Source organism: Nonomuraea cavernae (genome assembly GCF_014646355.1).
Classification (GTDB): domain Bacteria; phylum Actinomycetota; class Actinomycetes; order Streptosporangiales; family Streptosporangiaceae; genus Nonomuraea; species Nonomuraea cavernae.
In genome coordinates, this window is the sequence record NZ_BMNH01000013.1 from 120,551 (window position 1) to 145,905 (window position 25,355).

The following is a 25,355-nucleotide window of genomic DNA, read 5'->3' on the forward strand; positions in this document are numbered from 1 at the left end:
CGCCGGCCCCCCCGCCTACAGCACCGGCAGGTAGCGGCCCAGTTCGTACTCGGTGACGTGGCGCTGGTACTCGCGCCACTCCGCCCGCTTGTTGCGCAGGAAGAAGTCGAAGACGTGCTCACCCAGCGTCTCGGCCACCAGCTCACTGCGTTCCATCACCGCGATGGCCTCGTCCAGTGAGCCCGGCAGCGGCTGGATGCCGAGGGCCCGCCGCTCGGCGCTGGTCAGGGTCCAGACGTTGTCCTCGGCGGCCGGCGGGAGCTCGTAGCCCTGCTCGATGCCCTTGAGCCCGGCCGCCAGGATCAGCGCGAAGGACAGGTAGGGGTTGCAGGCGGAGTCGAGCGACCGGAACTCGATCCGGGTCGAGCCGCCCTTGTGTGGCTTGTACATGGGGACGCGTACGAGCGCGGAGCGGTTGTTGTGGCCCCAGCACACGTAGGACGGCGCCTCACCGCCCTGGCCGGCGATGGCCTCGGCCCCGCCCCACAGCCGCTTGTAGGAGTTGACCCACTGGTTGGTGATGGCCGTGATCTCGGCGGCGTGCCTGAGCAGGCCCGCGATGAACGAACGCCCGGTCTTGGACAGCTGGTAGTCGGCCCCGGCCTCGTAGAAGGCGTTGCGGTCGCCCTCGAAGAGCGACATGTGCGTGTGCATGCCGGAGCCGGGGTGCTCGGTGAACGGCTTGGGCATGAACGACGCCCAGATGCCCTGCTCCAGCGCGACCTCCTTCATGACCAGGCGGAAGGTCATGATGTTGTCGGCCGTGGTCAGCGCGTCGGCGTAGCGCAGGTCGATCTCCTGCTGGCCGGGCGCGCCCTCATGGTGGCTGTACTCGACCGAGATGCCCATCGACTCCAGCATCATGATCGCCTGGCGCCGGAAGTCGTGACCGGAGCTGTGCGGGGTGTGGTCGAAGTAGCCGCCGGAGTCGATGGGCTCCGGCCGCTGGCCCGGCTCGGGACGGTTCTTCAGCAGGAAGAACTCGACCTCGGGGTGGGTGTAGAAGGTGAAGCCCATGTCGGCGCACTTGGCCAGGGCGCGCTTGAGCACCCAGCGCGGGTCGGCGTGCGACGGGGAGCCGTCGGGCATCAGGATGTCGCAGAAGATGCGCCCGGCACCGGGCGTCTCGCTGCGCCACGGCAGGATCTGGAAGGTCGCCGGGTCGGGCTTGGCCAGCATGTCGGCCTCGTAGACCCGGGCGAATCCCTCGATCGCCGAGCCGTCGAAGCCGATGCCCTCGGCGAAGGCTCCCTCGAGCTCGGCCGGCGCGATCGCGACCGACTTGAGGAAGCCGAGCACGTCGGTGAACCAGAGCCGGATGAACCGGATGTCGCGTTCCTCGAGCGTGCGGAGCACGAACTCCTGCTGGCGATCCAAGGCGTCCCCTTGTGAATACAGTGCTGGTCTCCTATCAGCATGCCGTGTCCGTGTTTCGCACAGGTTACGGGGGGTGCCGGTGCGAGCCTCGCTGACAAACCGTCCGGCCCGACCTACTGTGATCAAGCAGTCAGTCTCGGGGGAGGCAATGGGTGGCTACGGACCTGCTCAATCACAAGCTCGATCGGGCCTTCGACCACATCGACGCGGGTGGTAAAGGCGTCATCGAGCGGGAGGACCTACTGGGGCTGGCCGCCCGCATCGTGGTGGGGTTCGGCGAGTCGCCCACCTCGGTGATCGGCAGCAGCCTCGTCGGCGGGTTCGACGCGATCTGGTCGGCCCTGATGGAGACCCTCGGCCGCGACGGCTACTCCCGCATCTCACGGGAGGAGTTCCGCGTCGGCATGGACAAGGCGTTCATCTCAGGCGACCGCTACGACCCGGTGTTCCGTCCGGCCATGGAGGCGGTGGCCGAGCTCTGCGACGGCGACGGCGACGGGATGGTCGGGCCGCGGGAGTTCCGCATGCTGCTGAGCGCGTACGGCACCGCCTACGACGACGTGGACGAGGCGTTCGACCGGCTCGACCGGGCGGGCAGGGGCGTGCTCACCGTGGACGAGCTGGTCCTCGCGGCCCGGCAGTTCTACGTGAGCGACGACCCCGGCGCGGCGGGCAACTGGCTCTTCGGTCCGCTATGAGCACCGACGTGATCACCTCCGTGAGGACCGCGCTGCGGTCCGTGCTGCACTGGAAACCGCCGGCGCCGCGCAGTGGCGGCCCGGCGGCCTGGGCGCTGCTGCCGCTCACCGAGCGGGTGCCGGCGCTGGCCGCCCCGTGCCGCATGCACCCGGCCGTCTACGCGATCGAGGCGGCCGTGATCGACTGGGCGCGCCGTACGGGGCTGCGGGCCGATCCGGGGGTGGGCTTCCACCGCATCGCCGGGCGGGCGTTCGCCGGATTCGACGCGGCCGCGGCGGCCCTGTTCGCGCAGTGGCTGACGTGGCTGTTCCATCTGGACGACGAGATGGACGAGGGACAGGGCCGGTTGGAGATCTTCCAGGGCATGCTGGCCGGCGCCTCGTCGCATCCGCTGGAGGCCGCGTTCGCCGATCTGTGGCGGGTGACGAGCGCCCGGATGAGCGACCTGTGGCGGGCCAGGTTCGCGGTCAACCTGCAGCGCCAGCACGACGCCTGCCGGCTGGAGGCGGCCAACCGCGCGGCCGGCCGGATCCCGACGCTGCAGCAGTATCCGGCGCTGCGCCGGGCCACCGTCGGCCCCTACCTGTACGACCTGGTCGAGCCGTGCCTGCGGGTCGAGGTGCCGCCCTGGCTGCACGGCTGCGAGCCGTGGCGCGAGCTGGTCGACGCCTGCAACGACGTCACGGCGTGGTGCAACGACGTGGCCTCGCGGCCGAAGGAGGCCGGCGACGGGCACAACCTGGTCGTGATCGCCATGCACGAGCTGGGCCTGAACCAGCGGCAGGCCGTCGCCTGGGTGCTCGACCGGATCGTCGAGCGCTGCGGCGACATGCGCGAGGCGGCCGGGCGGCTGCCGCTCGACGCGTTCGGGCCGCGTACGGCCAGGGACGTCAGCAAGGTGGCCTGTGCCTACCTGGCCGCGCCGCGGGCGCACCTCGACTGGCTGATGGAGTCCGCCAGGTATGCCTGAGACGGGCGCGCGGCTCAGGGCCGGGCGTCAGGACGGGCCCGCGGCGAGCGCGTCGCCCGTGGCGGTGCGCCGGTAGACGACCTCCTTGCCGATCCGCATCCCCACGGTGAGCCCGCTGCCGCTGAGCACGCGCAGATGCTGGCTGACCGCCCCGGGGGTGACGGCCATCCGATGGGCCAGGGCGGAGGTGGTGCTCGGCTCGGCCAGCGCGAGCAGGATCCGCGCCCTGCTCCGGCCGATGAGGGCCGCCAGCGCGCCCGGCGCGGGTGGCGGCCCGTCCTCCCAGAGTCCGCCGACGCCGAGCACCGGATAGACGAGCATCGACTGGTACGGGGCCGACATGACCGCCACCGCCGGCCAGTAGAACGCGCTCGGCACCAGCACCAGCCCGTCGCCGTGCAGTCCGGCCGGCTCGCACCACGGCCGATCGACGAGCAGCCGCTCCCCGGTCCACACCACTGCCGGGTCGAGCGCGGCGAACAGCTCCCGTGCCCCGCCGTGGGCCAGCTGCCGCGACCTGCGCAGCACGTCGCGTTCCAGCAACGCGCGCACACGCGGCCAGTACTCCGCGAAGCACGCCGCCCAGTACGCCTCCAGCGCGCCGGCCACTCTGGCCACGCCGGCCTCCGGGTCGTCCCTGAACCGCCCGATCACGGCGGGGTCGGCGCCCTCGACCAGGCCGGCCTCGTACGCGGCCACATCGGGCGGTGTACGGCGGACCCGGTCGAGCTCGGCGGCGAAGTCGGGGTAGGGCGTGTCGGGCGGCGGGGTGAGGAAGTCGGCCAGGTAGCCGGACGGCGGGACGAGCGCGAACAACTCGGCCAGGTCGAGCCCGGCCAGGTGACCCCGCACGCCGGTGATCCACGGCAGGTGGATGGCCTGCCGGGCGGGGTCGCGCAGCGTGCGGAGGCTGGCCACCAGCTCCCACATCGGCGAGAACGCGAACCTGATCCGGGCCACGTCCTCCGGTCTCAACGTCCAGATCACCACACGTTTTAGTGTGCACTAAATCGTTCGCGGGCCAGGACCGAGCGGCTCACCCTTGTCCCCGTGACGACGACTATCCGCGAGAAGCCCGGTTTCCTGCAGTCCCGGCTGGGCGGGCTGCCGCGCCCGTTCTGGGCGCTGTGGAGCGGCACGCTGGTCAACCGACTGGGCACCATGGTGATGCCGTTCACCGGCGTCTACCTGACCCAGGCGCGCGGGCTGCCGCTGGCGGCGGTGGGCGCGGTGATGGCGGTGTTCGGCGCGGGGTCGCTGCTCTCCCAACTGCTGGCGGGGGTGCTCACCGACCGGATCGGCCGCCGGGCCACGCTGGCGGGCGGCATGCTGGCCACCGCCGTCACGATGCTCGCGCTCGGCTACAGCACCTCGCTGCCGGCGATCCTGGCGGCCATGTTCGCGCTGGGCCTGGTGATCGACGCCTACCGGCCCGCGTCCAACGCGCTGGTCGCCGATCTCGTCTCGCCGGCGGAGCGGCCGCGCGCCTACGGGCTGCTGTTCTGGGCGATCAACCTCGGGTACGCCGTCGGCATGACGGCGGGCGGCTGGCTGGCCCGGCTGGGGTTCGGCTGGCTGTTCTGGATCGACGCCGCCTGCTGCGTGATCTTCGCCGTGCTGGTCTGGCGGGCGGTCCCGGAGACCAGGCCCGCCGACCGGCAGGAGACGGGCGGGGGGTTCGGCGTGGTGCTGCGCGACCGGCTGATGCTCGGCTTCACCGCGGTCGTGCTGGGCAACGCGCTGCTCTACTCGCAGACGTTCACCATGCTGCCCGTGGCGATGACCTCGGTGGTGGGGCTGTCGACCGAGCAGTTCGGCATGGCCATGGCGTTGAACGGCGTGCTCATCGTCATCGTGCAGCCGCTGGTGTCGGGGTGGCTGGGCCGCCTCGATCCGTCCAGGACGTTCGCGCTGGGGCTGGCCGTCATGGGTGTGGGCTTCGCGCTGACCGCGTTCGTCACCACGACAGGCTGGCTGGCCGTCACCATCGCCGTGTGGACGGCGGGCGAGATCGTCACGGCCGGGATCGCGGGCACGATCGTCGCCACGCTGGCCCCGCCTCACCTGCGCGGACGTTACTCGGGGCTGTTCGGGTTCGCCTGGTCGGCGGCCGCGGTGCTGGCGCCGCTGCTCGGCGGCGCGCTCCTCGAGATCGCCCCGTCGGCGCTCTGGCTCACGACCGGCGGAGTGGGCCTGGTCTCGGCCGTGGGCATGCTCGCGCTCGGGCCGGCGATCAGGCGGCGCTGACCAGGCGTTGATCCGTCGTCGGCGGCGACGTCGGCGGGCAGCGTCGGCGGCGACATCGGCGGTGACTCTGGCGGCGACTCTGGCGGCGACTTTGGCGGCAGCGACCGGCTCCAGGAGGAGGAACCGCCGTCCACACGGACCTGCCGCTGTAGAAAAGCGCCATATGCCGCGAACGCCGTTCGGCTTTACCCTGGATCCTGCCATGCTGACCTTCACCGCGCTGGGACCGTTCCAAGCCTGGGCCGACGGGGCCCCGCTCGAACTCGGCGGCCAGCGGCAACGAGCGGTGCTCGCGCGCCTGCTCGTCGCCGGTGGCCGGGCCGTGCCCGTCACCACTCTCATCGACGAGCTCTGGCCCGGCTCCCCGCCGGCCCAGGCGCTGTCGACCATCCAGGGCTACGTCTCGCGGCTGCGCCGGGCGCTCGAACCCGGCCGGGCGCCGCGCGAGGAGGCCGAGGTGCTGGTGTCGGCCGCGCCCGGCTACGCGCTGCGCGCCTCGGCCGAGCAGGTCGACGCGTGGCGGTTCGAGAGCCTCGTGCAGTCCGACGGCCCGCCCGCGATGGTGTGGGAGGCCATGGACACCGCGCTCGGGCTGTGGCGCGGGCCCGCGCTGGCCGAGTTCGCCGACCTGACGTGGGCGTCCACGGAGGCGGGCCGGCTGGAGGAGCTGCGACTGGTCGCCGTCGAACGGCGGGCCGACGCCGGGCTGGCGCTCGGGCGGGCGACGGCGCTGGTGGCCGACCTGGAGGCGCACGCCTCGGCCTATCCCCTGCGTGAGGAGGCCTGGCGACTGCTCGCGCTGGGCCTCTACCGGACCGGCCGCCAGGGTGACGCGCTCGGCGCGCTGCGCCGGGCCCGCGCCGTCTGGCGCGACGAGCTGGGGCTGGATCTGACCAGCGGGCTGCAGCGGCTGGAGAGCGACATGCTGGCCCAGCGCGTGGAGGACATCCCCGCGCCGCCGAGCCCGCCTCCCGTGGAGAGCCCGGTGGAGGTCCTGCGGGTGCTGGTGGCTGACGACCAGGCCCTGGTACGAGCCGGGCTCCAGGCCGTGCTGAGCGGTGAGCCGGGGCTGGAGCCGGTCGGCGAGGCGGCCGACGGCGAGCAGGCGATCGCGGCGGTGCGGGAGTTCCGGCCCGACGTGGTGCTGCTCGACATCCAGATGCCGCACCTGGACGGCCTGGCCGCGGCCCGCCGGATCCTGGCCGACGACCACCCGCCCAAGGTGATCATGATGACCACGTTCGGCAGCGACGAGAACCTCTACGCGGCGCTGCGGGCCGGGGTGAGCGGCTTCGTGCTCAAGACCTCGCCTCCCGAGCAGCTCGTGGCCGCCATCAGGGCCGCGGCCGCCGGCGACGCGCTGATCGACCAGGCGGTCACCACGAGGCTCATCGCGGGGTTCGCGGGCCGGACCGACCCGGCCTCTCCCCCGCAGCTCGCGGGGCTCTCCGACGAGCGCATCGACGTGCTCAAACTCGTCGCCCGCGGCCTGACGAACCGGCAGATCGCGCAGACCCTCTGCCTCACGGAGCCGGTCGTCTCGGAGGAGGTGGCGGCGCTGCTCGACCACCTCGGCCTGTTCGAGCGGGCCCAGCTGGTCGTGGCCGCCTACGAGTCCGGCCTGGTCACTCCCGGAGCCGTGGCCGTGAAATAGCACACTTTTCGCCGCTTGAACGATAAAAATCAGGTCGTACTAGTCTTGTCGCGTGGCACAACTGCGGATCGCCCTCGCCCAGACGAACCCGACCGTAGGCGACCTCGCCGGCAACGCCGGCAAACTGGTCGCCTGGACCCGCGATGCCGCCGACCGGGGCGCGCATCTGGTGGTGTTCACCGAGATGTTCCTCACCGGCTACCCGGCGGAGGACCTCGTGCTGCGCACCTCCTTCGTGGACGCGAGCATCAGGACCCTTGAGGAGACGGCGGTCCGGCTGCGGGACGAAGGGCTGGGCGAGCTTCCGGTGGTGGTCGGCTACGTCGACCGGGCCGGCCTCGCGCCGCGCGTCGGCCGGCCCAAGGGCGCGCCGCTCGACGCGGCCGCGGTCCTCCACCGGGGCGAGGTGATCCTCCGCACGGCCAAGCACCACCTGCCCAACTACGGCGTTTTCGACGAGTACCGCTACTTCGTGCGCGGCGACCGGCTGCCGATCTTCCGGCTGCACGGGGTGGACGTCGCCATCGCCGTCTGCGAGGACCTCTGGCAGGACGGCGGGCCGGTGGCCGTCGTCGGGCGGGCCGGCGCCGGGCTGCTGGTGGTGCCGAACGCCTCGCCGTACGAGAAGGAGAAGGACGACGTACGGCTGGAGCTGTGCGCGCGCAGGGCGCGTGAGGCGGGCTGCGCGCTCGTCTACGTCAACCAGGTCGGCGCGCAGGACGAACTGGTCTTCGACGGCGACTCCGTCGTGGTGGACGCGGCGGGCCGGCCGGTCGCCCGGGCGGCGCAGTTCCGCGAGGAGCTGCTCACCGTCGACCTCGACCTGCCGGTCTCGGACGCCGAGCCCGGCGCGTACCCGTACGACGCCGGCGACGGCACCACGATCACCGTGGACCGCGTGGTGCTGTCCGACGCGCCCGTCGAGCCCTACACTCCCGAGCCGCCCTCGCCGGCCGAGCGCCTGGACACGCACGCGGAGGTCTACTCGGCGCTGGTGCTGGCCGTACGCGACTACGCGGCCAAGAACGGCTTCCAGTCGGTGATCCTCGGCCTGTCGGGCGGCATCGACTCGGCGCTCACCGCGACGATCGCCGCCGACGCGATCGGCCCCGACCGGGTGCACGTGGTGCTGATGCCGTCGCGCTACTCCTCCGACCACTCGGTGAGCGACGCCGAGGAGCTGGTCGACAGGCAGGGCCTCCACTCCCAGGTCGTGCCGATCGCGGAGATCGTCACCGCGTTCGAGAAGGAGATCGGCCTGTCCGGGCTGGCCGCCGAGAACCTCCAGGCCCGCGTGCGCGGCATGATCCTGATGGGGCTGTCCAACGAGCACGGCCACCTGGTGCTGACCACGGGCAACAAGAGCGAGCTGGCGACCGGCTACTCGACCCTCTACGGCGACTCGGCCGGCGGCTTCGCGCCGATCAAGGACGTGCCGAAGACGATGGTGTGGGAGCTGGCCAGGTGGCGCAACGAGCACACCGACCCGTCCTTCCTGCTCCGGGCCGAGCAGCCCATCCCGGACAACTCGATCACCAAGGAGCCGAGCGCCGAACTCCGTCCCGACCAGCGCGACACCGACTCGCTGCCGCCCTACGAGGTGCTCGACCGGCTGCTGGACGACTACGTCGAGAAGGACATGGGCTCGCACGAGCTGATCACGGCGGGTCACGACCCCGACCTGGTGACCCGGGTCATCCGGCTGGTGGACCTGGCCGAGTACAAGCGCCGGCAGTATCCGCCGGGTCCGAAGATCACCCCGAAGAACTTCGGCCGCGACCGCCGCCTGCCCATCACCAACAGGTGGCGCGAACTCCCTTCCTAGCTGGTGCTGGGCACGCTTCGAGTGATCGGCACTGGCACGATGGCGATGGATGGAGTTCCGGTGGTCCGGTCAGGCGGCGAAGAGGAGCGTGAGGCCGCCGAGGGTGTAGCAGACCATCAGGACGAAGAGCGGGATCTGTCCCGCGACGGCCCTGGCCGGGGGCAGCAGGCGGACGGAACGGTCGTGCGCCGCGACCACACCGGCCACGTGCCCGGCCACGATGGCCAGCACCTGCACCGTGGCGATCGTCCCGGGGCCGACGACGTCCTGGGCGACCTCGGCGTCGAGGCCCAGGGTCAGGATGACCGCGCGCTGGCCCTCGATGACCAGCAGCGAGAAGTAGTGGGCGATCAGGTAGCCGATCGCGATCGGGATCAGCGAGTGGGCGAACCTCGGCGCGAGGCCGCGCGCGCCGCCGATCAGCCCGGCCACGCCCAGGCAGGCGGCGTAGAGCGCGGCCACGCCGGCGATGGCCGCGAGCAGGCCCAGCGTGCCGAGCCCCGTGCGGCCCAGCGGGCCCGACTGGAGCGCGTCCACCCAGGCCGGGGCCGTGGAGAAGCCGTCGTAACCGGTGCTGCCGAGCAGCACGCAGACCGTGGCCACCAGGCCGGGCGCGGGCGCGATGGCGTCCAGGCCGTCGAACGGGTTGCGCAGCACGCGCCTGCCGTCGGCCCGCCTGCCGAGTGGTGACAGGTGGCCGATCAGCGTCGAGTACGCCTCAAACGGGTCGCCGCGCTCCAGCCAGGCGTGGCCGTACACGAGGGTGCCGGTCAGCTGCGTGGCGGCGTACAGGATGAAGAAGATCAGGAGGGTGAGGGGCGCGGCGGGCTCGGGGGCGACGAGCTCCATCCAGGTGAAGGCCAGCAGGCCGGCGCCGGCCGGCCAGTAGCCGAGCCGCGACGGCAGGGCGCGGCGCGGCCGGTCGGGCAGCAGGCGGAACGGGTTCAGCGTCCGCCACACCGGCCCGAACAGCAGCGACGCGGGCACCAGCCCGACCCAGAACAGCACGTACACGAGGTACGGCGCCGGGTTGTCAGTATCGGGGCCGAACAGCAGCAGCCCCGCGGTGTAGACGACGGCCAGCAGGGTCAGCACGCGCGCCGGCCGGGCGGGCAGCCGGAGCGCCACCACGCGCCCCGCCCGGTCACCGCTGAACCGGGAGTCGGCCCACAGCAGGCCGAGCGCCAGGAACGACACGACGAGCGCCGCGAAGGCCCCCGCGTAGGCGTAGAACGCGGGGATGGGCAGGTCGCTCCGCGTGCCGATCCCGTGCGCCAGCACCCCGTCCAGCGAGCCGGTCATCGCACCGCCAGCTGGGTCAGGACCAGCTTGCTCTCGTGGGTCTCCACCTCGAAGACCCCGGTGAGTTCGGCGGGGAACCGTACGGTGACCGGCACGCCCGGCGGCAGCTCGGCCTCGACGTCGTAGCCGTGCACGTGCAGCTCGTCGGCGACGTCACTGGTCACGGTGATGCGCACGGGCTGGCCGCGCCGGGCCTCCAGCCAGCCGGACGGCGGGCTGACCCGGCCGCCCTGGACGCGGATCTCCGCGTGCGCCTCGCCGGGCGCGGGAGCGGGCGCCGACGTGACCACCTCGTGGCTGTTGCCGGGGTCGCGGTGGGTCCGCGACATCGGCCCGCATCCCGCCACCAGGAGCGCCGCCACGGCGACCGCTCCTGTCACGCGAGCGCTCCGGCCTCGCCGGCGCGCCGCGGACGCCTCGGTCTGAGCGATCAGGCGGGCCACACCCGTTGCGGACGCCCCGGCCTGAGCGATCACGCGGGGACCTGGGCTTCGGCCGGGGCCGGTTCGGCGGCCGGGCGGCGGCGCGGGGCGAGGACGACGACGGCGCACAGCACCCACACACCGGTGAGCAGCCCCCGGATCCAGCCCGGCCCCAGCGGGATCAGCGGGATCAGCTGCACCATCCGGTCGTAGGCGTCGGCCACGGCCAGGCAGCCGAGGACGATGGTGAACCAGCCGAACACCGGCCGTCCCACCCGCAGCGCGGCCCCCAGGCAGATCCACCAGGCGGCCATGAGCAGCAGCGCCACGGCCGCGAGCAGGGTGTTCTCGGCCGCCGCCGCGACCACGTCGAGCGCCAGGCCGATCAGCCCGGCGACGGCGCCGGCCATGACGAGCCGGTACGCGCGCCCGGAGGCCGCGCCCGTCTTCGGGGTCCCGCCGTCGTCCGAGGGGTCGCCGGCCTGGCGGCGAGCCGGGCGGCCCGACCGGATGCAGAACAGGACGGCGAGCAGCGCGAGCACGAGCGAACCGCCGAGCGCGAGCTGGGTCTCCAGCTTGCCGAGTCCGGACGCGCCGAACCAGTCGCAGCCGGCGGGCAGCCGCGCCTCCGAGGCACTGTAGTCGGCGCACAGGTACAGCTTGACGACCTTGACGGGCTCGGCCACCCAGCGGCTGGACCCGCCGGACAGGGCCGGCGCCTGTGCCGCGCACATCGGGAGCACGGCGGGGGTGGACCCGCCGGTGTCGCCCTGCCAGCAGTTGCCGGTGCCCTGCCCGTCCCACCACACGTCGAGCCCGTTGGGCCGCCGCTCCCCCGTCGGGCTGACGCCGAAGACGTTGCCCTCGTAGCGGTTGAAGTTGGACGTGTCGGTCTGCTTGGCCAGCTCTGTCTCGCCCCGGACGAACGCCGGCACACCGAACAGCTGGAACGCCGCGCGCCGGTGCCCCCAGACCTGGTTGTTCTTGAACACGTTGTAGTTGCCGCCCGCGACGAGCACCCCGGTGCCCGTCGGGACGCCCACCTGCGGGCAGACCACGCCCTTCTCGTAGCCGCGCTGGGCCGGGGGCTTGGCGCACGTGCCGTCGCGGATGTACCGGTAGTAGTCCACGTTGTTGTCGTAGATCTTGTTGTTCTCGAACTTGGCGTGGTTCTGCGGCAGTCCTGGGTGGTCGGGCCAGAGGCTGTCCATGGTGGCGCCGACCGAGTTGTCGTAGAACTCGTTGTCGTGGACCCACATCGAGTCGCCGGCGGTGCCCGAGTAGCCGAGCGCGTTGTGGTGGCTCTTGCAGCGGCGGATCTCGATGGCGTAGCGGGGGACGTCGTGGCCGCGGCCGTCGTTGATGTTGGACGCGCTGCCCGGGTAGAGGCCGCCGTCGCCGTTCCCGTACGACTCGCAGTCGGTGTAGAGGCCGTGGTCGCTGGCGAAGGTCAGGAAGCCGTACTCGTCGTTCCACCGGGTGAGGACCTGGTCGATGACGAACCCGTCGGTCTCCAGGACGTACAGGGAGTTGAAGGTGGTGCGCTGGGCGGTGAAGTTGCGGAAGTAGATGCCGTCCGTACGGTCCGCCCGGATGGCGTTGAGCTTGTGGTATTCGGCGTCGATGACCACGTCGAGCGGGTTCGCACCGGTGCCCTCGATCTGCAGGTCGCGCTTGCCGAGGATGGCCACCAGGTTCTGGTTGTGGGGGCACTGCTGCTGTTGTTCGAAGCTGAGGATCTGGTAGCCCCAGTCGGACCAGCGGGCCTGGAGGTTGGCGCAGTCTCCGGTGGGGGCGGGCCGGCTGGGCTCCTCGCTGTAGAGGCCGGGCAGGATCGCGATCGTCATCCCGGGCTTGTTCACCTGGTCGACGGCTTCCTGGAGGTGCCGGAAGCCGTCGCGCCGGCACCGCTCGAAGAGGGTGCGGTTGCGCTCCTTGAGGGCGGCGGGGAAACCGGCGATCCGCCGTTCGAAGTCGGCCTTGCCGGTCTTGCACACCAGCAGGTCGGGCTCCGAGGTGCGCAGCACCGGCACGCTGCCCGTGCCGTCCGGCAGCGTGACCGGCCGTTCCTCGTGCGCAAGCGCCGCGCCGGCGGCCAGCAGCTGACCGAACACCAGGGCTACGACGATCGCGATCCTGCGTAAGGAGGGCATGGGCGCGAGATTAGAACAAAGCTCACGTTCTTGCCTAGGTCTCTGACGGCCACCCGCACAGATCTTCACAAGATCGCGACGAACCCCGCCTGAACGGGCGGCCGGACGGTGCCGAAGAGGGAGCTCAGGCGGCCAGGCCGGGCAGCAGGTGGTCGACGATCCGCTCGGCGAGGTCGGCGGGGAGGCCGTCGGCGGGGCCCCACTTGTGATGCCAGATCATCGCCCCCGACAGGATGGCCATGCTCATCTCCACCTCGATGTCCGGCCGCAGCTCACCGGAGGCGATGCCGCGCCGGATCACCTCGCGCATCGCCTGCCTGCGGGGCTCGACCGCGATGTCGACGAACCGCTCCATCAGCCGCGGGTAGCGGTCGGACTCGCTGAAGGCGATGTTCATCACGCACCGGGTGCGGACCTGGCCCGCCTCGCTGCGCATCGAGTCGAGCAGGACGATCAGGTCGTCGCGCACCGAGACCCCGGCGAGCCGCGGCAGCGGGGCCTGGAGCGTGGCCAGCGCGTCGGCCACCAGGTCCTCCTTGTTGGACCAGCGCCGGTAGATGGTCGTCTTGCCGACGCCGGCCCGGGACGCGATCGCCTCGATGGACAGCTCGACGAGGCCCGTGCCCTCGCCGATCAGGTCGAGGGTGGCGTCGATGATCGCCTTTTCGGCCTTCTCGCTGCGCGGGCGGCCCGCCGGGCGGGCCGTCGCCGGTTCCTGAATCGTCATCGGGGCCTCACCCTACCGCCGCTGTTTCCTTCGTTCGCGCCTGCTGGACCGGACGGGCCTTGCCCGGCATCCACTTCGCCACCACAGCGGCGCCGAGGAGGGTGAACACGGCCGACACCAGGGCCGTGACGTGCATGCCGCCGATGAACGCGGCGAACGCGGGCTGCATCAGGGCCTGCCCCTGCGCGCCCAGGCTCTCGGCGACACCCGCCGTGGCCATGATCGACTCTCCGGCGGCGTGCCGGGCGCCGGGCGGCAGCGCGGTCAGGGCGGGGGCGATCTCGCCCCGGTAGCTGGAGGACAGGACCGAGCCGAGCACGGCCACGCCGAGCGCGCCCGCGACCTGGCGGACGGTGTTGCTCATGGCCGAGCCGACGCCGGCCTTCTCCCTGGGGAGCGACTCCATGATCGCGGTGGTGGCGGGCGGCATGATGTTGGCCATCGCGGCGCCTTGGACGAAGAAGATGACCTCGATCAGGACGATCGGCGTGTGCTGGTCGAGGAACGCGTAGCTGCCCAGCGCCAGGGTGATCACGATCATGCTCACGGTGGACGCCAGCTTGGCCCCGAACCGCTCGTTCACCCGCTGGCTGAGCGGCGCGAAGATGAGCTGCGCCGCCGCGAACGGGATCATCAGCGCCCCCGCCTGGATCGGGCTGTAGCCGAGCACGATCTGCAGGTAGAAGGTGAGGAAGAACATCCCGCCCATCATCGCGAAGAACACGATGCCGACCATGCCGATGGCCGTGCTGAACCTCGGGTTGGTGAAGTTGCGCACGTCGAAGGCCGGATGGTCGCTGCGCCGCTCCCACCAGACGAACACCGCCAGCACGGCCGCCCCGAACAACGCCGGCCCGTAGACCTCGGGGCTGGTCACGGTGGCCAGCTCGCCGCCGCGGATGATGCCGTAGACCACGGCGACCAGACCGACGATGGAGAGCAGCACGCCGACCGGGTCGAGCCTGGACGGCTTGGGGTCACGCGACTCGGGCACCACCCTGGCGATGAGGATCATGCTGACCACCACGATCGGCACGTTGACCAGGAAGATCGAGCCCCACCAGAAGCGCTCGATCAGCAACCCGCCCGTGATGGGGCCGATCGCGATCGCCAGCCCCACGCCGCCGGCCCAGACGCCGATCGCCTTGCCCCGCTCGCCGGGCGGGAAGATGTTGGAGATGATGGCCAGCGTGGCCGGCATGATGGCGGCGCCGCCGATGCCCATCGCCGCCCTGGCCAGGATCAGCTGCGTCGGATCCTGGGAGTAGGCGCTGATCAGCGAGGCCAGCCCGAACAACAGCATGCCGATGAAGAGCATCCGCTTGCGCCCGGTGCGGTCACCGATCACGCCGAAGGTGAACAGCAGCCCGGCGAACACCAGCGTGTAGGAGTTGATCGCCCATTCCAGCTCGCTCTGCGTCGCGCCCAGGCCCTCGACCGGGTCGGCGATGGTCTTCATCGCCACGTTGAGGATCGTGTTGTCGAGCACCACCGCCAGCAGGCTGAACACCAGCACGCCGAGAATCGCCCATCTCCGTGGATGGCCCTGGTCCAGCCGGTCCTGCGTCGCGTCCATGAGCACATCCTAATTTCGATACGGTCGAGTTTCGCAACAGAACCGTATCGTAACCCATTTCGATACGCAACAGTACCGTTTCGAAATGGCGGGTCAGTGTGCCGCGGCGGACTCCAGGCTCGGCTCCATGACGGCCCCGGCCACTCCGGGGCGCCGCCGCCAGAACGGCAACGCGAGCACCACCATGAACACCCCCACCAGCCCGGCCATGACGAAGGCCCAGGTGGCGCCGTGCGCGTCGATGATCGCCCCGGCGACGGGCGCGGAGGCCGCACCACCGATCAGCAGGGCGGTGCCGTGCAGGCCCATCGCCTCGCCCCGGGCCCCCGAGGGCACCCAGCGGCTGACCCCCTCGACCGTGGAGGACAGGGCGGGGGCGCAGAGCAGCCCGGCCGGCAGCAGGGCGAGGACCAGCCATCGCCAGTCGCCGCCCGCCAGCCCCACGGGCACGGTCAGCGCGCCCATGAGCCCGATGAGCAGCAGGGGCGAGAACCCACGGCTCAGCCCGCCGTAGACGAAGCCGCCGAGCAGGGAGTAGAGGCACCAGATGGCCACGGCGAGCCCGATCCACGCCGTCTGCCCGGTGTGCTCCATGGTGCCGACCAGGGCCAGCTCGGTCGCGGTGAGCACGAACGTGGCCGCGGCCGCGGTGCCGAGCAGCGCGACCATGCCCGGCGTGAGCCACCGCCGTCGCGGCACCCGCGCCACGGGCTCGTCGAGCTCCTCGGCCGAACGGATCGGCGGGTCGAGCAGGATCAGCGTCAGGCCGGAGCCGGTCAGGCCGACCGCGATGATCATCATCGTCGGCCCGCCGCCCAGCATGGTCACCCCGGCCACGGCCAGCGCCGGGCCGGTCATATAGGAGATCTCGACCAGCATCGAGTCGAGCGAGAAGCCCATCCGGCGCTGCTCCGGGGGCACCACGGCGGCCAGGCACTGCCTGATCACGCCGAACACCGGCAGCACCAGCAGCCCGGCCACCGCCGCCGCGCCGACCAGCACCGGGAACGGCAGCGCCCAGGCGCAGGACCAGAACGCCGCCTGCGCCCCGGTGGTGACGACCAGCACCGGCCGCAGCCCGTGCCGGTCGACGAGCCTGCCCGACAGCGGCGAGCCGACGGCCATGCCGATCGTGCTGGCCATGGTGACCAGCCCGGCCCGGCCGAAGCCGAGCCCCATGCCGTGGGCGACGTGCAGCGTCAACGCCATGCCCGTCGCGGTGGCCGGGACCCGCGCGAGCAGGCCCACCAGGAGCAGGGTCCGGACGCCGGGCAGCCTGAACAGGCGCCGGTAAGGCTCGATTGCCATGATGATTGCTTACCTCCGCAGCCATTCTGGCAAGGCGTACCGACAGTTTCGCCATCGGTTTTCGCGGGTGGCATCATCGGAGAGGTCCGGGGACGCCACAGGGGCGCCTCGAGACTTTCTCTGGAGGGTCCACCCATGTCCTCTTCCACCACGCTGTACGGCGGCGCCGGCGGTCGCAGACTCACCGTGCGCGACATCGCGGCGGCCAAGGCACGCGGCGAGAGATGGCCCATGCTGACGGCGTACGACGCGATGACGGCCCGCGTGTTCGACCAGGCGGGCATCCCCGTCCTGCTGGTCGGCGACTCCGCCGCGATGGTCGTCTACGGCTACGAGTCGACGGTGCCCGTCACCGTCGACGACCTGCTCCCGCTCACGGCGGCCGTGGTGCGGGGCTCCTCGCGCGCCCTCGTGGTGGCCGACCTGCCGTTCGGTTCCTACCAGTCGTCACCGGCGCAGGCCCTGGAGACGGCCGCCCGCTTCATGAAGGAGGCGGGCGCGCACGCGATCAAACTGGAGGGCGGCCGCCGCGTGGTGCCCCAGGTCGAAGCGCTGGTCGCGGCGGGGGTGCCGGTCATGGCGCACCTCGGCCTGACCCCGCAGTCGGTCAACACGCTCGGCGGCTACCGGGTCCAGGGCCGCGGCGAGTCGGGCGACGAGCTCATGAAGGACGCCAAGGACCTGGAGCGGGCCGGGGCGTTCGCGGTGGTGCTGGAGTGCGTGCCCGCCGACCTGGCCGAACGGGTCACGGAGTCCCTGTCGATCCCCACCGTCGGCATCGGCGCCGGCGCCGGCACCGACGCGCAGGTGCTGGTCTGGCAGGACCTCATGGGCCTGACCCCACGCCCGGCGAGGTTCGTCAAGCGCTACTCGGCGCTGGGCGAGGAGCTGGACCGGGCCGCCCGCGCCTTCGCCGCCGACGTCGGCTCCGGCGCCTTCCCCGCCCGGGAGCACACCTACGATTGACCGCGCACTAGTGGTACGTTCGCGCCCCCGCGAAGCGCGCGCGGCCGGTCAGGCCAGGGTGGCCGGGTCGGTGTTGGACCCGCACACCAGGACCGCGACCCGCTCACCGGGGGCGGGGACGTACGCGCCCGACAGCAGCGCGGCGTAGGCGGTCGCGCCCGCGTGCTCGGCCGCCACACGGTGCCGTTCCCACAGCGTACGGCGGGCCGCCACGATCGCCTCGTCGGGCACGAGCACGCTGCTCACCCCCGCCCGGGAGCAGACGTCGAAGGCCAGCCCGCCCAGCCGGGTGGCGCCGAGGGCGTCGGCCGCGACCCCGCTGACCGGGACGGGCACCGGCCGCCCCGCCTTCAGCGCGTCGTGCAGGGTCGGGATCAGCGCCGGTTCGACGGCCACGACCCGCGTCGCCGAGCCGCGCACGCCGAGGGTGATGCCGGCGACGAACCCGCCACCGCCCACGGCCACCAGGACGGTGTCCACTCCGCCGGTCTGCTCCACCAGCTCCAGCCCGGTCGTGCCCTGCCCGGCAATCACCTCGGGCTGGTCGTAGGCGTGCGGCAACCGACCGGCGGACAGGATCCGGTTGAACGCCCCGCGCACCTTGAACGATCCGGAGTGCTGGAGCAGCTCCAGCTTGAGGAACAGGCCAGGCGCGACCTCGAGCACCGGCGTGCGCAGCACGTGACCGGCGATCCGCCCGGCCGCCCCCACCACGTCCTCGTACGTCACCGACGTCACAGCTCCTCCTCGATCGCCCGTTTGAGTTCGGCCATCCGCGCCTCGTCGCGCCGGTGGAACACCCACTGCCTATGTCAACGCCTGCTCGATGTCGGCCCAGAGGTCCTCGGGGTGCTCGATGCCCACCGCGACGCGCACGGTGCCCTCGCCGATGCCGTGCCGGGCCAGTTCCTCGACACTGAGCGACCGGTGGGACGTGGTCGCCGGGTGCAGGACGAGCGTTTCCACCCCGCCCAGCGAGGGGGCCAGGAGTGCCAGGCGTACCGCGGCCATGAACCTCTCCCCCGCCGCCCGGCCGCCGGCCAGGTCGAAGGAGAACACGCCGCCGAAGTCGGGCAGCAGCTTGCCGGCCAGCTCGTACGACGGATGCGAGGGCAGGCCGGGCCAGTGCACCGCGCTCACGGCGGGATGCCCGGACAGCCGGGTGGCGATCAGGCGGGCGTTCGAGCAGTGCCGTTCCATCCGCAGCCCCAGGGTCTGCAGGCCGCGCAGCGTGAGCCAGGACGCGAACGGATCCGCCGTGACGCCCAGCTCGATCGCGAAGTGCCAGACCTTGCGGTACAGCTCGTCGCCGGCGAAGACGGCGATGCCGCCGAGCACGTCGGTGTGCCCGGACAGGTACTTGGTCGTGGAGTGCACCACGATGTCCGCGCCGTGCTCGATCGGCCGGCAGAGCACGGGCGAGGCGAACGTGTTGTCCACGACCGACACGATGCCCGCCTCGCGCGCGGCCGCGCACATCCCCGGCAGGTCGGCGACCTGGGCGATCGGGTTGGCGATGGTCTCCAGGTAGACGAGCCTGGTCTCGGGCCGCACGGCGTCGCGCAGGGCCGCGGGATCGTCTTCGGGCACGTAGTCGACCGTGATGCCGAACCTGCCGGCCAGCTCCTTGATCATCGCGGCCGTCCCGCCGTACAGCGCCCGCTGCGCGATGAGGTGGTCGCCCGGCTGGAGCAGGCCGAGCAGCACGGCGTTGATCGCGCCCATGCCGGAGCCGGTGGCGACGGCCGCGACCCCGCCTTCGAGATCGGCGATCGCCGTCTCCAGCGAGCGGACGGTGGGGTTGGTGTAGCGGCCGTAGACGAACGGGCCGTCGGGGCGGCCCATGGCGTCCGCCATCACGGCGGGGTCGTCGAACACGAATCCGGACGTCTGGTAGATCGGCACCGCGATCGGGCGGCTGCCCTCGATCGGCGGCTGTGGCAGGTGGACGGCGCGCGTTTCCGGATGGAGTTCACTCATAACCTCAAGGATGTCCCCTGAAAGCCCCTATGTCAGATTTTGCGGACACAAAGAATGCTCGACCCGCCCTGCCGCCGGGCGCCCGGACGCGGCGACCCGCCTACCGGCACACGCTGCTCTCCGACGTCCGCCGAGAGCTGACAACGCTCCCGGCGACCGGGCGACTGCGCGAGGCTGGAGGTATGAAGGCGACGTTCGTGCTCGTGCACAGCCTGTCCGTGGGCCCGTCGACGTGGGAGCCGGTGGCCCGCGCGCTGGAGCGCCGTGGGCACGCGGCCGTGGTGCCCGATCTGACCGGTGTGGCCCAGGGTGGGCCTCCCTACTGGCCGCGGGTGGTGGAGGCGGTGCGCGCGGCGACGCCCGAAACGGCGATCGTGCTGGCCGGGCACAGCAACGCCGGCCTGTACCTCCCGGTGGTGCGTGAGGGGCTGGGCGAGCGGGTGGTGTCGTGCCTGTTCGCCGACGCGCACCTACCGCCGGCCGAGGGGCTGGTCCGGGTGGCCGATGAGGCGTTCCTCCCGTTCCTGCGCGAGCTGGCCGACGAGTCCGGGGTGCTGCCGCGCTGGACCGACTGGTGGAGCGAGGAGGACGTCACGGCCCTGCTGCCCGATCCGGCGACGCGGGCGCGGGTGGTCGAGGAGCAGCCCCGCCTGCCGCTCGCCGCCTACACCCAGTCCATCCCGGTCCCCGCCGGGTGGGACACGGTCAGGTGCGCCTGCCTCTGGTACGGCCCGCCATACGACAAGGTGGCGGAGGAGGCGGCGCGGCGCGGCTGGCCCGTGCTGCGCACGCCCGGCCGGCACCTGCACCAGGTCGTCGATCCGGAGGGAGTGGCCGACGCGCTGCTGAAGCTCTCGCGCACGTCGTGACTTCCGGTGGAACGGCATCGGCTCGTCGAGGATCGTCCGGCTCACCCGGTCCGGAAGAGCCGACCCGCCATGAATCAGCTGTACGACCGCGAAACCGACGGCATGACGGTCATTCAGGCGGACGAGGTCGGGACGTGCCGGCGTCCTGCTGGGGCGAGGCCGGCACCAGGATCTCCTCGGTGTCCTTGTCACGCGTCGCCCAGAGATAGACCAGCGCGCCGACGAACAGCACGATCGAGGTCCACTGGTTGATCCGCAGCCCCAGCAACGTCACCGCGTGGTCCACTCCGCCGACCGGGTCGATCCGCAGCCCCTCGATCCAGAACCGCCCCAGCGTATAGCCGGCGACGTAGAGGGCGAACAGGCGGCCATGTCGCAGCGTGAGCCGCCTGCCGGCCAGGATCAGCCCGAAACCGAGCGCCACGTTCCACAGCGACTCGTACAGGAACGTCGGGTGGTAGAGCACGCCCGGCTCGCCTCCGTGCGCCTGGTCGATCTCCAGGCCCCACGGCAAGGTGGTCGGACCGCCGTACAGCTCCTGGTTGAACCAGTTGCCCCAGCGGGCGATCGCCTGCCCGAACGCGATGCCGGGCGCGACCGTGTCGGCCACGGCACTGAGGGACAGCCCCCGGCGGCGGCAGGCCAGCCACACGCCCACGCCACCCAGAGCGACCGCGCCCCAGATGCTGAGCCCGCCCTCCCAGATGAACAGCGCCTGGTAGGGCTCCTTGATCGCACGTGGGCCGAAGTAGGTCTGCCAGTCGACGACGACGTGGTAGAGACGGGCGCCGATCAGGCCGAAGATCACCCCGGGAACCGCGATGTCGCTGATCGTGCCTTTCTCGCCGCCCCGAGCGCGCCAGCGGCGCTCGCTCAGCCAGACGCCGAAGACGATTCCGACGATGAAGCACAACGCGTAGGCCCGGATCGGGATGAATCCGAGATGCCAGACCCCCACGGAAGGGCTGGGAATCAACGCGAGGGGCATGGCGGCGACGCTAGTGGATCCGACCTCACTTGGCAGCGTCTGTGACCTGATCGTGCGTGACGCGGCCCGCCGGGCGGCTGCGACCGTCCGCTCAGATGTCGGTGACGCGGATGCCGGCGTGCGCCTTGTAGCGGCGGTTGATCGAGATGAGGTTGGCCGTCAGCGCCTCGACCTGGGCGGCGTTGCGCAGCCGGCCACCGTAGACGCCCCGCACCCCGGGGATGACCGCCGCCAGCGCCTGCACCAGGTCGGTGGCCTCCCGGTCCTCGCCGAGCACCAGCACGTCGAGGTCCACCTTGTCCACCGCGGGGTCCATCAGCACCACGGCGGACACGTGGTGGAACGCGGCCACCACCCGGCTGTCCGGCAGCACGGCGGCGGCCTGCTGGGCGGCGCTGCCCTCCTCGACCGGCAGCGCGAAGGCGCCCTTCTTGTCGAAGCCGAGCGGGTTGACGCAGTCGATGACGATCTTCCCGGCCAGTTCGGCGCGCAGCGACTCCAGCAGGGCCTTGTGCCCGTCGTACGGCACCGCCACGATCACGACGTCCGCCTCGGTGGCGACCACCGCGTTCTCCGCGCCGCGCGCGCCGTGCCCGATCGAGTCGGCCGCCTCCTGCGCCCGCCCGGCGCTGCGCGATCCGATCAGCACCGGATGCCTCGCCAGCGCGAACCGCCGCGCCAGCCCCTTCCCCTGGTCGCCGGTGCCGCCGAGGATGCCGATGGAAAGTCCGCTCACGTCAGTCATAGGCGGCATCATGCCATCCCCCCTCAAAGCCACCCTCGGGCCACCCCCACCTGACTCCCCTGCTCGGGCAGGGTGCGCCGGATCCGGCGGGCCCCCTCGACGACGCCCGTGACGTGGTCCGGCGCCGGGAGCGACGTCCAGCGGGTGGTGACACCGGCGCGGCACGAGCCGCCGGACGTCGCCAACCGGTCGGCGCGGCCGGGGCCCGTCGTGCACGATGGTCTGATGGACCCTGCATCGGTGGCCCTGCTCCGAGACCTTCTCGCCGAGACGGGCTGGATCGAGCGCACCCGGGAGTTCGGCCTGGCACTGCGGGCCACGCGATCACCGGGCGGCCTGCTGCTCGTGGGCACGCCCGACGAGGAGCCCTGGCACCTGACCGCCCATCTCGACGACGAGGCGAGGCTGTCGGGCCTGACGCAGCTCACTCCCACGCTCGTGCGCTGGGCTCCGCCCGCCGACGCGCCTGCCCACCTGCGGATCGGGCTCGACCGCATCCACCGGGCCGGGCGGGGCGAGACGCTGTTCGTGGTGACCGAGCGCCAGGCTCCGGTGCCGCTGCTCGAACGCGTCGACGACGCCCGCCGTACGGGGGCCACCATCCTGGCGCTAGAGGGCGCCGACGGCGAGCTGGCCGGGCTGGCCCACGACGCGATCGCCGTGCCGGCGCGCGGGCCCGTCACCTTCGACGGCGCCCAGCACCTGGTCAGCGCCGCCGCCGGTGAGCAGCCCCGGCGTCCCGGCCTGCGTGAGCGACTGGCCCGCCTGCTGGAGAAGGTCAGCGGTCCGCACGTCAACGACTGACCCCGGCGACGAGGTCAGAGCGGCTGGAGGTGGCCGACCAGGGTGGCGTCGAGGGCCGCCGTGGCGTCCTCGATCGCGCTGATCACGACCGCCTGCACGGGGTCGGGCTGCCCCGACCGGGTGCGGCTGATCCGCGTGACGGCGTCCAGCCGCCGTGACCCCACGTCGCGCAGATCGCTGACCCGCACCTCACCCTCGGGCACGTCGAGCAGGGCCAGCGCGGGCACGATCGCCACCCCGTGCCCGGCCGCCACCAGCGCCAGCGTGGGCCCGAAGTCCGTGATGACGTGCACCTTGCGCGGCTCGAAGCCGTGCAGCCCGGCCAGGCGGTCCAGCGCCTGCCCGCTCGCCTGGCCGGGCTCGCCGGCCACCCACGGCACCTCCGCCAGGTCGGCGACCGAACGGGGCGGGTCGGGCCAGTCCGGAGGCATCACGATGCGGTACTCGTCGACGTAGAAGGCGTGGGTGGCCAGCGACGGCTGGGCGAGCACGGGCAGGCTCATGTCCTGCTCGGTGATCAGCACGTCGACGGCGCCGAGTCTCAGCTCCTGCAGCGCGGGCGGACCGTACACCTCGTGGATGATCGGGACGATCTGGGGATGGCGGGCGGCCAGGTCACGCATGGCCGGCACCAGCATGTGCTTGATCACCGTGGGGAAGGCGGCGATCCGCACCGGGCCCGCCAGCCGTTCAGTGAAGCGGGTGAGCTCGCGACGCGCCTCGGCCAGCTCGTCCTCGACCCGTTCGGCGTAGCCGGCGAGCACCCGGCCGGCCGGGGTGAGGGAGACGCGGCGCTGGGAGCGGTCGATGAGCGCCAGCCCGACCTCGCGCTCAAGCTGGGCGAGCTGCTGCGAGACGGCCGAGGGGGTCAGGTAGAGGGCTTCGGCGGCCCGCATCACTCCGCCTCGGCGGGCGACCTCGTGCAGCACCCGTAATCGCCGGGGGTCGATCTCCATGCAGGAGAGCTTACGCCCTCATGCAGATTTCTTTAATTGCGCTTCAGATCATCCGGTTCGGACAATGGCCCTCATGGATCTTCTCCTCGACGCTCTCGGCTGGCTCGGCGCGGGCCTGCTCGTGCTCGGCTACGGCCTCATCTCGACCTCGCGGCTGTCCGGAGACAGCGTGGCCTACCAGGTCATCAACGTGGTCGGCTCGATCACCCTGATGGTCAACAGCGCCTACAACGACGCCTGGCCGTCGGCCGGTCTCAACCTGGTGTGGGCCGCGATCGGCGTGGTCGCCCTGGTCAAGCTCGTCCGGATCACCACCGCCCGGTGATCGCCGAGCCGGCCGGGATCGGAGGTCAGTCGTCGTCCTGGTCGGCCTCATCCCATGCCTTGTTGCGGTCGGCGGCGCGCTGCAGCGCGCCGGCGGCCTCCTGTTCGCTCGCGTAGGGACCCATCCGGTCCTTGTTGGGGCAGCCCTTTTCGGGCTCGACCCGCATGTGCTTGAGACAGAACCACCACTGGCCATCGCTCACGAGGCTCATTCTGCCCCGTAGACTCGTGTTTCATGACGACACTGCTCCAGCCAGGGCGAGTTTCGCCCATCCGGAAGGTTCCCGCCCACATCGAGCGGCCGGAGTACGTCGGCAAGAAGCGCCCCAAGACCGGCGAGTCCGACGTCAAGACCCCGGAGACGATCGAGCGGATGCGCGTGGCGGGCCGGATCGCCGCGCAGGCCCTCGAAGAGGTGGGCAAGCACGTCCAGCCGGGTGTCACCACCGACGAGCTCGACCGCGTCGGCCACGAGTTCCTCATCGGCCACGGCGCCTACCCGAGCACGCTCGGCTACAAGGGCTATCCCAAGTCCCTGTGCACCTCGATCAACGAGGTGATCTGCCACGGCATCCCCGACGACACCGTGCTGCGCGAGGGCGACATCGTCAACGTCGACATCACCGCGTTCATCGGCGGCGTCCACGGCGACACCGACGCCACGTTCCTGGTGGGCGAGGTCGACGAGGAGTCGCGGCTGCTGGTCGAGCGCACCCGCGAGGCCATGATGCGGGCGATCAAGGCGGTGGCGCCGGGCCGGCAGCTCAACGTGGTGGGGCGGGTCATCGAGGCCTACGCCAAGAGATTCGGCTATGGAGTGGTGCGCGACTTCACCGGTCACGGCATCGGCACGACGTTCCACTCCGGTCTGATGGTGCCCCACTACGACGACCCGTCGCTGCGGGTGGAGCTGGTGCCGGGCATGACCTTCACCATCGAGCCGATGCTGACGCTGGGCACGATCGACTACGACATCTGGCCCGACAAGTGGACCGCGGTGACCAGGGACCGCAAGCGCACGGCGCAGTTCGAGCACACGATCATGGTGACCGAGACCGGCAGCGAGATCCTCACCTTGCCTTAGGCACCGCGCCGGTGACCGTGGTGCCCTCACCCGGCACACTGTTGACCGACAGGTTGCCGCCGACGTCGGTGAAGGCGGCCCGCATCCGCGCGATGCCCCGCCCCCCGGCCCTGCCCGGGTCGAACCCGGCGCCGTGATCGCTCACCGTCATGCGCAGGCCGCTACCGCCGATGGTCACCGCGATCGACACCACCTCGGCGCCGCTGTGCGCCTCGACGTTGGCCAGCGCCTCGCGGATGGCGGTCAGCACCGCCTGCGCGATGCGCGACGGCACGTCGGTGGCGGGCAGCGCCCACCTCTCCACACGGATGCCGGTGCGCTCGGACCACTCCGTCACATCGCATTCGAGCGCCTCGGCCAGGCTTCGTCCCCCACGCAT

Annotated in this window: 25 protein-coding genes; 10 read left to right on the top strand and 15 right to left on the bottom strand. The window is 71.8% G+C overall.

Translation table 11 applies throughout. From position 1 onward, the window contains the following. Positions 1–15: 15 nt before the first annotated feature. Positions 16–1,377, bottom strand: coding sequence for a glutamine synthetase family protein (locus tag IEY82_RS21540; RefSeq protein WP_189125980.1), 1,362 nt, complete (start codon positions 1,375–1,377; stop codon positions 16–18). A gap of 152 nt (positions 1,378–1,529) precedes the next feature. On the opposite strand from IEY82_RS21540, the gene IEY82_RS21545 reads away from it, so the two are divergent. Together IEY82_RS21545 and IEY82_RS21550 are read left to right on the top strand one after the other, a co-directional pair. Continuing rightward, the gene (locus tag IEY82_RS21545; protein ID WP_189125981.1) at positions 1,530–2,075 is read left to right on the top strand and encodes an EF-hand domain-containing protein; all 546 of its coding nucleotides are present in this window, start codon (positions 1,530–1,532) and stop codon (positions 2,073–2,075) included. An 8-nt stretch (positions 2,076–2,083) separates the two neighbouring features. Beyond that, on the top strand, positions 2,084–3,046 hold the full coding sequence (locus IEY82_RS21550) for a terpene synthase family protein (RefSeq protein ID WP_225263556.1): 963 nt from the start codon (positions 2,084–2,086) through the stop codon (positions 3,044–3,046). 27 nt (positions 3,047–3,073) lie between these two features. On the opposite strand, the gene IEY82_RS21555 is transcribed toward IEY82_RS21550, so the two are convergent. Then, positions 3,074–4,033: a DUF5937 family protein gene (locus tag IEY82_RS21555; protein WP_225263554.1), complete on the bottom strand. Its 960-nt coding sequence runs from the start codon at positions 4,031–4,033 to the stop codon at positions 3,074–3,076. 63 nt (positions 4,034–4,096) lie between these two features. Here IEY82_RS21555 and IEY82_RS21560 point away from each other — a divergent pair, with 63 nt between their 5' ends. The 3 genes from IEY82_RS21560 to IEY82_RS21570 all read left to right on the top strand — a co-directional run bounded on the left by IEY82_RS21560 (position 4,097) and on the right by IEY82_RS21570 (position 8,772). Beyond that, entirely contained in the window at positions 4,097–5,293 is a 1,197-nt protein-coding gene (locus IEY82_RS21560; RefSeq protein ID WP_189125983.1) for an MDR family MFS transporter, read from the top strand. A gap of 202 nt (positions 5,294–5,495) precedes the next feature. Continuing rightward, positions 5,496–6,947, top strand: a complete 1,452-nt coding sequence (locus tag IEY82_RS40165) for a BTAD domain-containing putative transcriptional regulator (RefSeq protein WP_189125984.1) — start codon at positions 5,496–5,498, stop codon at positions 6,945–6,947. Between the two features lie 52 nt (positions 6,948–6,999). Next, positions 7,000–8,772 carry an NAD+ synthase gene (locus tag IEY82_RS21570; protein ID WP_189125985.1) on the top strand — a complete coding sequence of 591 codons (1,773 nt, stop codon included), beginning with the start codon at positions 7,000–7,002 and terminating at the stop codon, positions 8,770–8,772. 69 nt (positions 8,773–8,841) lie between these two features. Here IEY82_RS21570 and IEY82_RS21575 read toward each other — a convergent pair whose 3' ends face one another. The 6 genes from IEY82_RS21575 to IEY82_RS21600 form a co-directional block, all read right to left on the bottom strand. After that, positions 8,842–10,074 carry a hypothetical protein gene (locus tag IEY82_RS21575; RefSeq protein ID WP_189125986.1) on the bottom strand — a complete coding sequence of 411 codons (1,233 nt, stop codon included), beginning with the start codon at positions 10,072–10,074 and terminating at the stop codon, positions 8,842–8,844. Further along, entirely contained in the window at positions 10,071–10,454 is a 384-nt protein-coding gene (locus tag IEY82_RS21580) for a cupredoxin domain-containing protein (RefSeq protein WP_189125987.1), read from the bottom strand. The genes IEY82_RS21575 and IEY82_RS21580 overlap by 4 nt, the downstream gene beginning before the upstream one ends. Positions 10,455–10,546: 92 nt before the next feature. Then, a complete protein-coding gene (locus tag IEY82_RS21585; protein ID WP_189125988.1) occupies positions 10,547–12,649 on the bottom strand; it encodes a right-handed parallel beta-helix repeat-containing protein in 2,103 nt (700 codons plus the stop codon). A 124-nt stretch (positions 12,650–12,773) separates the two neighbouring features. After that, complete coding sequence (locus tag IEY82_RS21590) at positions 12,774–13,376, bottom strand: TetR/AcrR family transcriptional regulator (protein WP_189125989.1); 603 nt, start codon at positions 13,374–13,376, stop codon at positions 12,774–12,776. A 7-nt stretch (positions 13,377–13,383) separates the two neighbouring features. Beyond that, positions 13,384–14,952, bottom strand: a complete 1,569-nt coding sequence (locus tag IEY82_RS21595) for an MFS transporter (protein ID WP_189125990.1) — start codon at positions 14,950–14,952, stop codon at positions 13,384–13,386. 93 nt (positions 14,953–15,045) lie between these two features. Further along, positions 15,046–16,260 carry an MFS transporter gene (locus tag IEY82_RS21600; protein ID WP_189125991.1) on the bottom strand — a complete coding sequence of 405 codons (1,215 nt, stop codon included), beginning with the start codon at positions 16,258–16,260 and terminating at the stop codon, positions 15,046–15,048. A gap of 135 nt (positions 16,261–16,395) precedes the next feature. On the opposite strand from IEY82_RS21600, the gene panB reads away from it, so the two are divergent. Next, positions 16,396–17,226: a 3-methyl-2-oxobutanoate hydroxymethyltransferase gene (panB, locus tag IEY82_RS21605; RefSeq protein ID WP_189125992.1), complete on the top strand. Its 831-nt coding sequence runs from the start codon at positions 16,396–16,398 to the stop codon at positions 17,224–17,226. A 48-nt stretch (positions 17,227–17,274) separates the two neighbouring features. Here panB and IEY82_RS21610 read toward each other — a convergent pair whose 3' ends face one another. Then, positions 17,275–17,964: a pyridoxal-phosphate dependent enzyme gene (locus tag IEY82_RS21610; protein WP_225263552.1), complete on the bottom strand. Its 690-nt coding sequence runs from the start codon at positions 17,962–17,964 to the stop codon at positions 17,275–17,277. 69 nt (positions 17,965–18,033) lie between these two features. Further along, positions 18,034–19,206, bottom strand: coding sequence for a trans-sulfuration enzyme family protein (locus IEY82_RS21615; protein WP_189125993.1), 1,173 nt, complete (start codon positions 19,204–19,206; stop codon positions 18,034–18,036). A gap of 182 nt (positions 19,207–19,388) precedes the next feature. Here IEY82_RS21615 and IEY82_RS21620 point away from each other — a divergent pair, with 182 nt between their 5' ends. After that, entirely contained in the window at positions 19,389–20,075 is a 687-nt protein-coding gene (locus tag IEY82_RS21620) for an alpha/beta fold hydrolase (RefSeq protein WP_189125994.1), read from the top strand. A gap of 109 nt (positions 20,076–20,184) precedes the next feature. On the opposite strand, the gene lgt is transcribed toward IEY82_RS21620, so the two are convergent. Together lgt and npdG are read right to left on the bottom strand one after the other, a co-directional pair. Continuing rightward, positions 20,185–21,063, bottom strand: coding sequence for a prolipoprotein diacylglyceryl transferase (lgt, locus tag IEY82_RS21625; protein ID WP_189125995.1), 879 nt, complete (start codon positions 21,061–21,063; stop codon positions 20,185–20,187). Positions 21,064–21,154: 91 nt separating this feature from the next. Further along, a complete protein-coding gene (gene npdG / locus IEY82_RS21630; protein WP_189125996.1) occupies positions 21,155–21,808 on the bottom strand; it encodes an NADPH-dependent F420 reductase in 654 nt (217 codons plus the stop codon). A 225-nt stretch (positions 21,809–22,033) separates the two neighbouring features. Here npdG and IEY82_RS21635 point away from each other — a divergent pair, with 225 nt between their 5' ends. Next, positions 22,034–22,612 carry a hypothetical protein gene (locus IEY82_RS21635; RefSeq protein ID WP_189125997.1) on the top strand — a complete coding sequence of 193 codons (579 nt, stop codon included), beginning with the start codon at positions 22,034–22,036 and terminating at the stop codon, positions 22,610–22,612. Between the two features lie 14 nt (positions 22,613–22,626). On the opposite strand, the gene IEY82_RS21640 is transcribed toward IEY82_RS21635, so the two are convergent. Beyond that, positions 22,627–23,568, bottom strand: coding sequence for a LysR family transcriptional regulator (locus tag IEY82_RS21640; RefSeq protein WP_189125998.1), 942 nt, complete (start codon positions 23,566–23,568; stop codon positions 22,627–22,629). A 73-nt stretch (positions 23,569–23,641) separates the two neighbouring features. On the opposite strand from IEY82_RS21640, the gene IEY82_RS21645 reads away from it, so the two are divergent. Next, entirely contained in the window at positions 23,642–23,893 is a 252-nt protein-coding gene (locus tag IEY82_RS21645; protein WP_189125999.1) for a CBU_0592 family membrane protein, read from the top strand. A 25-nt stretch (positions 23,894–23,918) separates the two neighbouring features. On the opposite strand, the gene IEY82_RS21650 is transcribed toward IEY82_RS21645, so the two are convergent. Further along, the gene (locus IEY82_RS21650; protein WP_189126000.1) at positions 23,919–24,104 is read right to left on the bottom strand and encodes a hypothetical protein; all 186 of its coding nucleotides are present in this window, start codon (positions 24,102–24,104) and stop codon (positions 23,919–23,921) included. Between the two features lie 23 nt (positions 24,105–24,127). Here IEY82_RS21650 and map point away from each other — a divergent pair, with 23 nt between their 5' ends. Then, complete coding sequence (gene map, locus IEY82_RS21655; protein WP_189126001.1) at positions 24,128–24,976, top strand: type I methionyl aminopeptidase; 849 nt, start codon at positions 24,128–24,130, stop codon at positions 24,974–24,976. On the opposite strand, the gene IEY82_RS21660 is transcribed toward map, so the two are convergent. Further along, entirely contained in the window at positions 24,963–25,355 is a 393-nt protein-coding gene (locus tag IEY82_RS21660; RefSeq protein WP_189126002.1) for a sensor histidine kinase, read from the bottom strand. The genes map and IEY82_RS21660 overlap by 14 nt on opposite strands.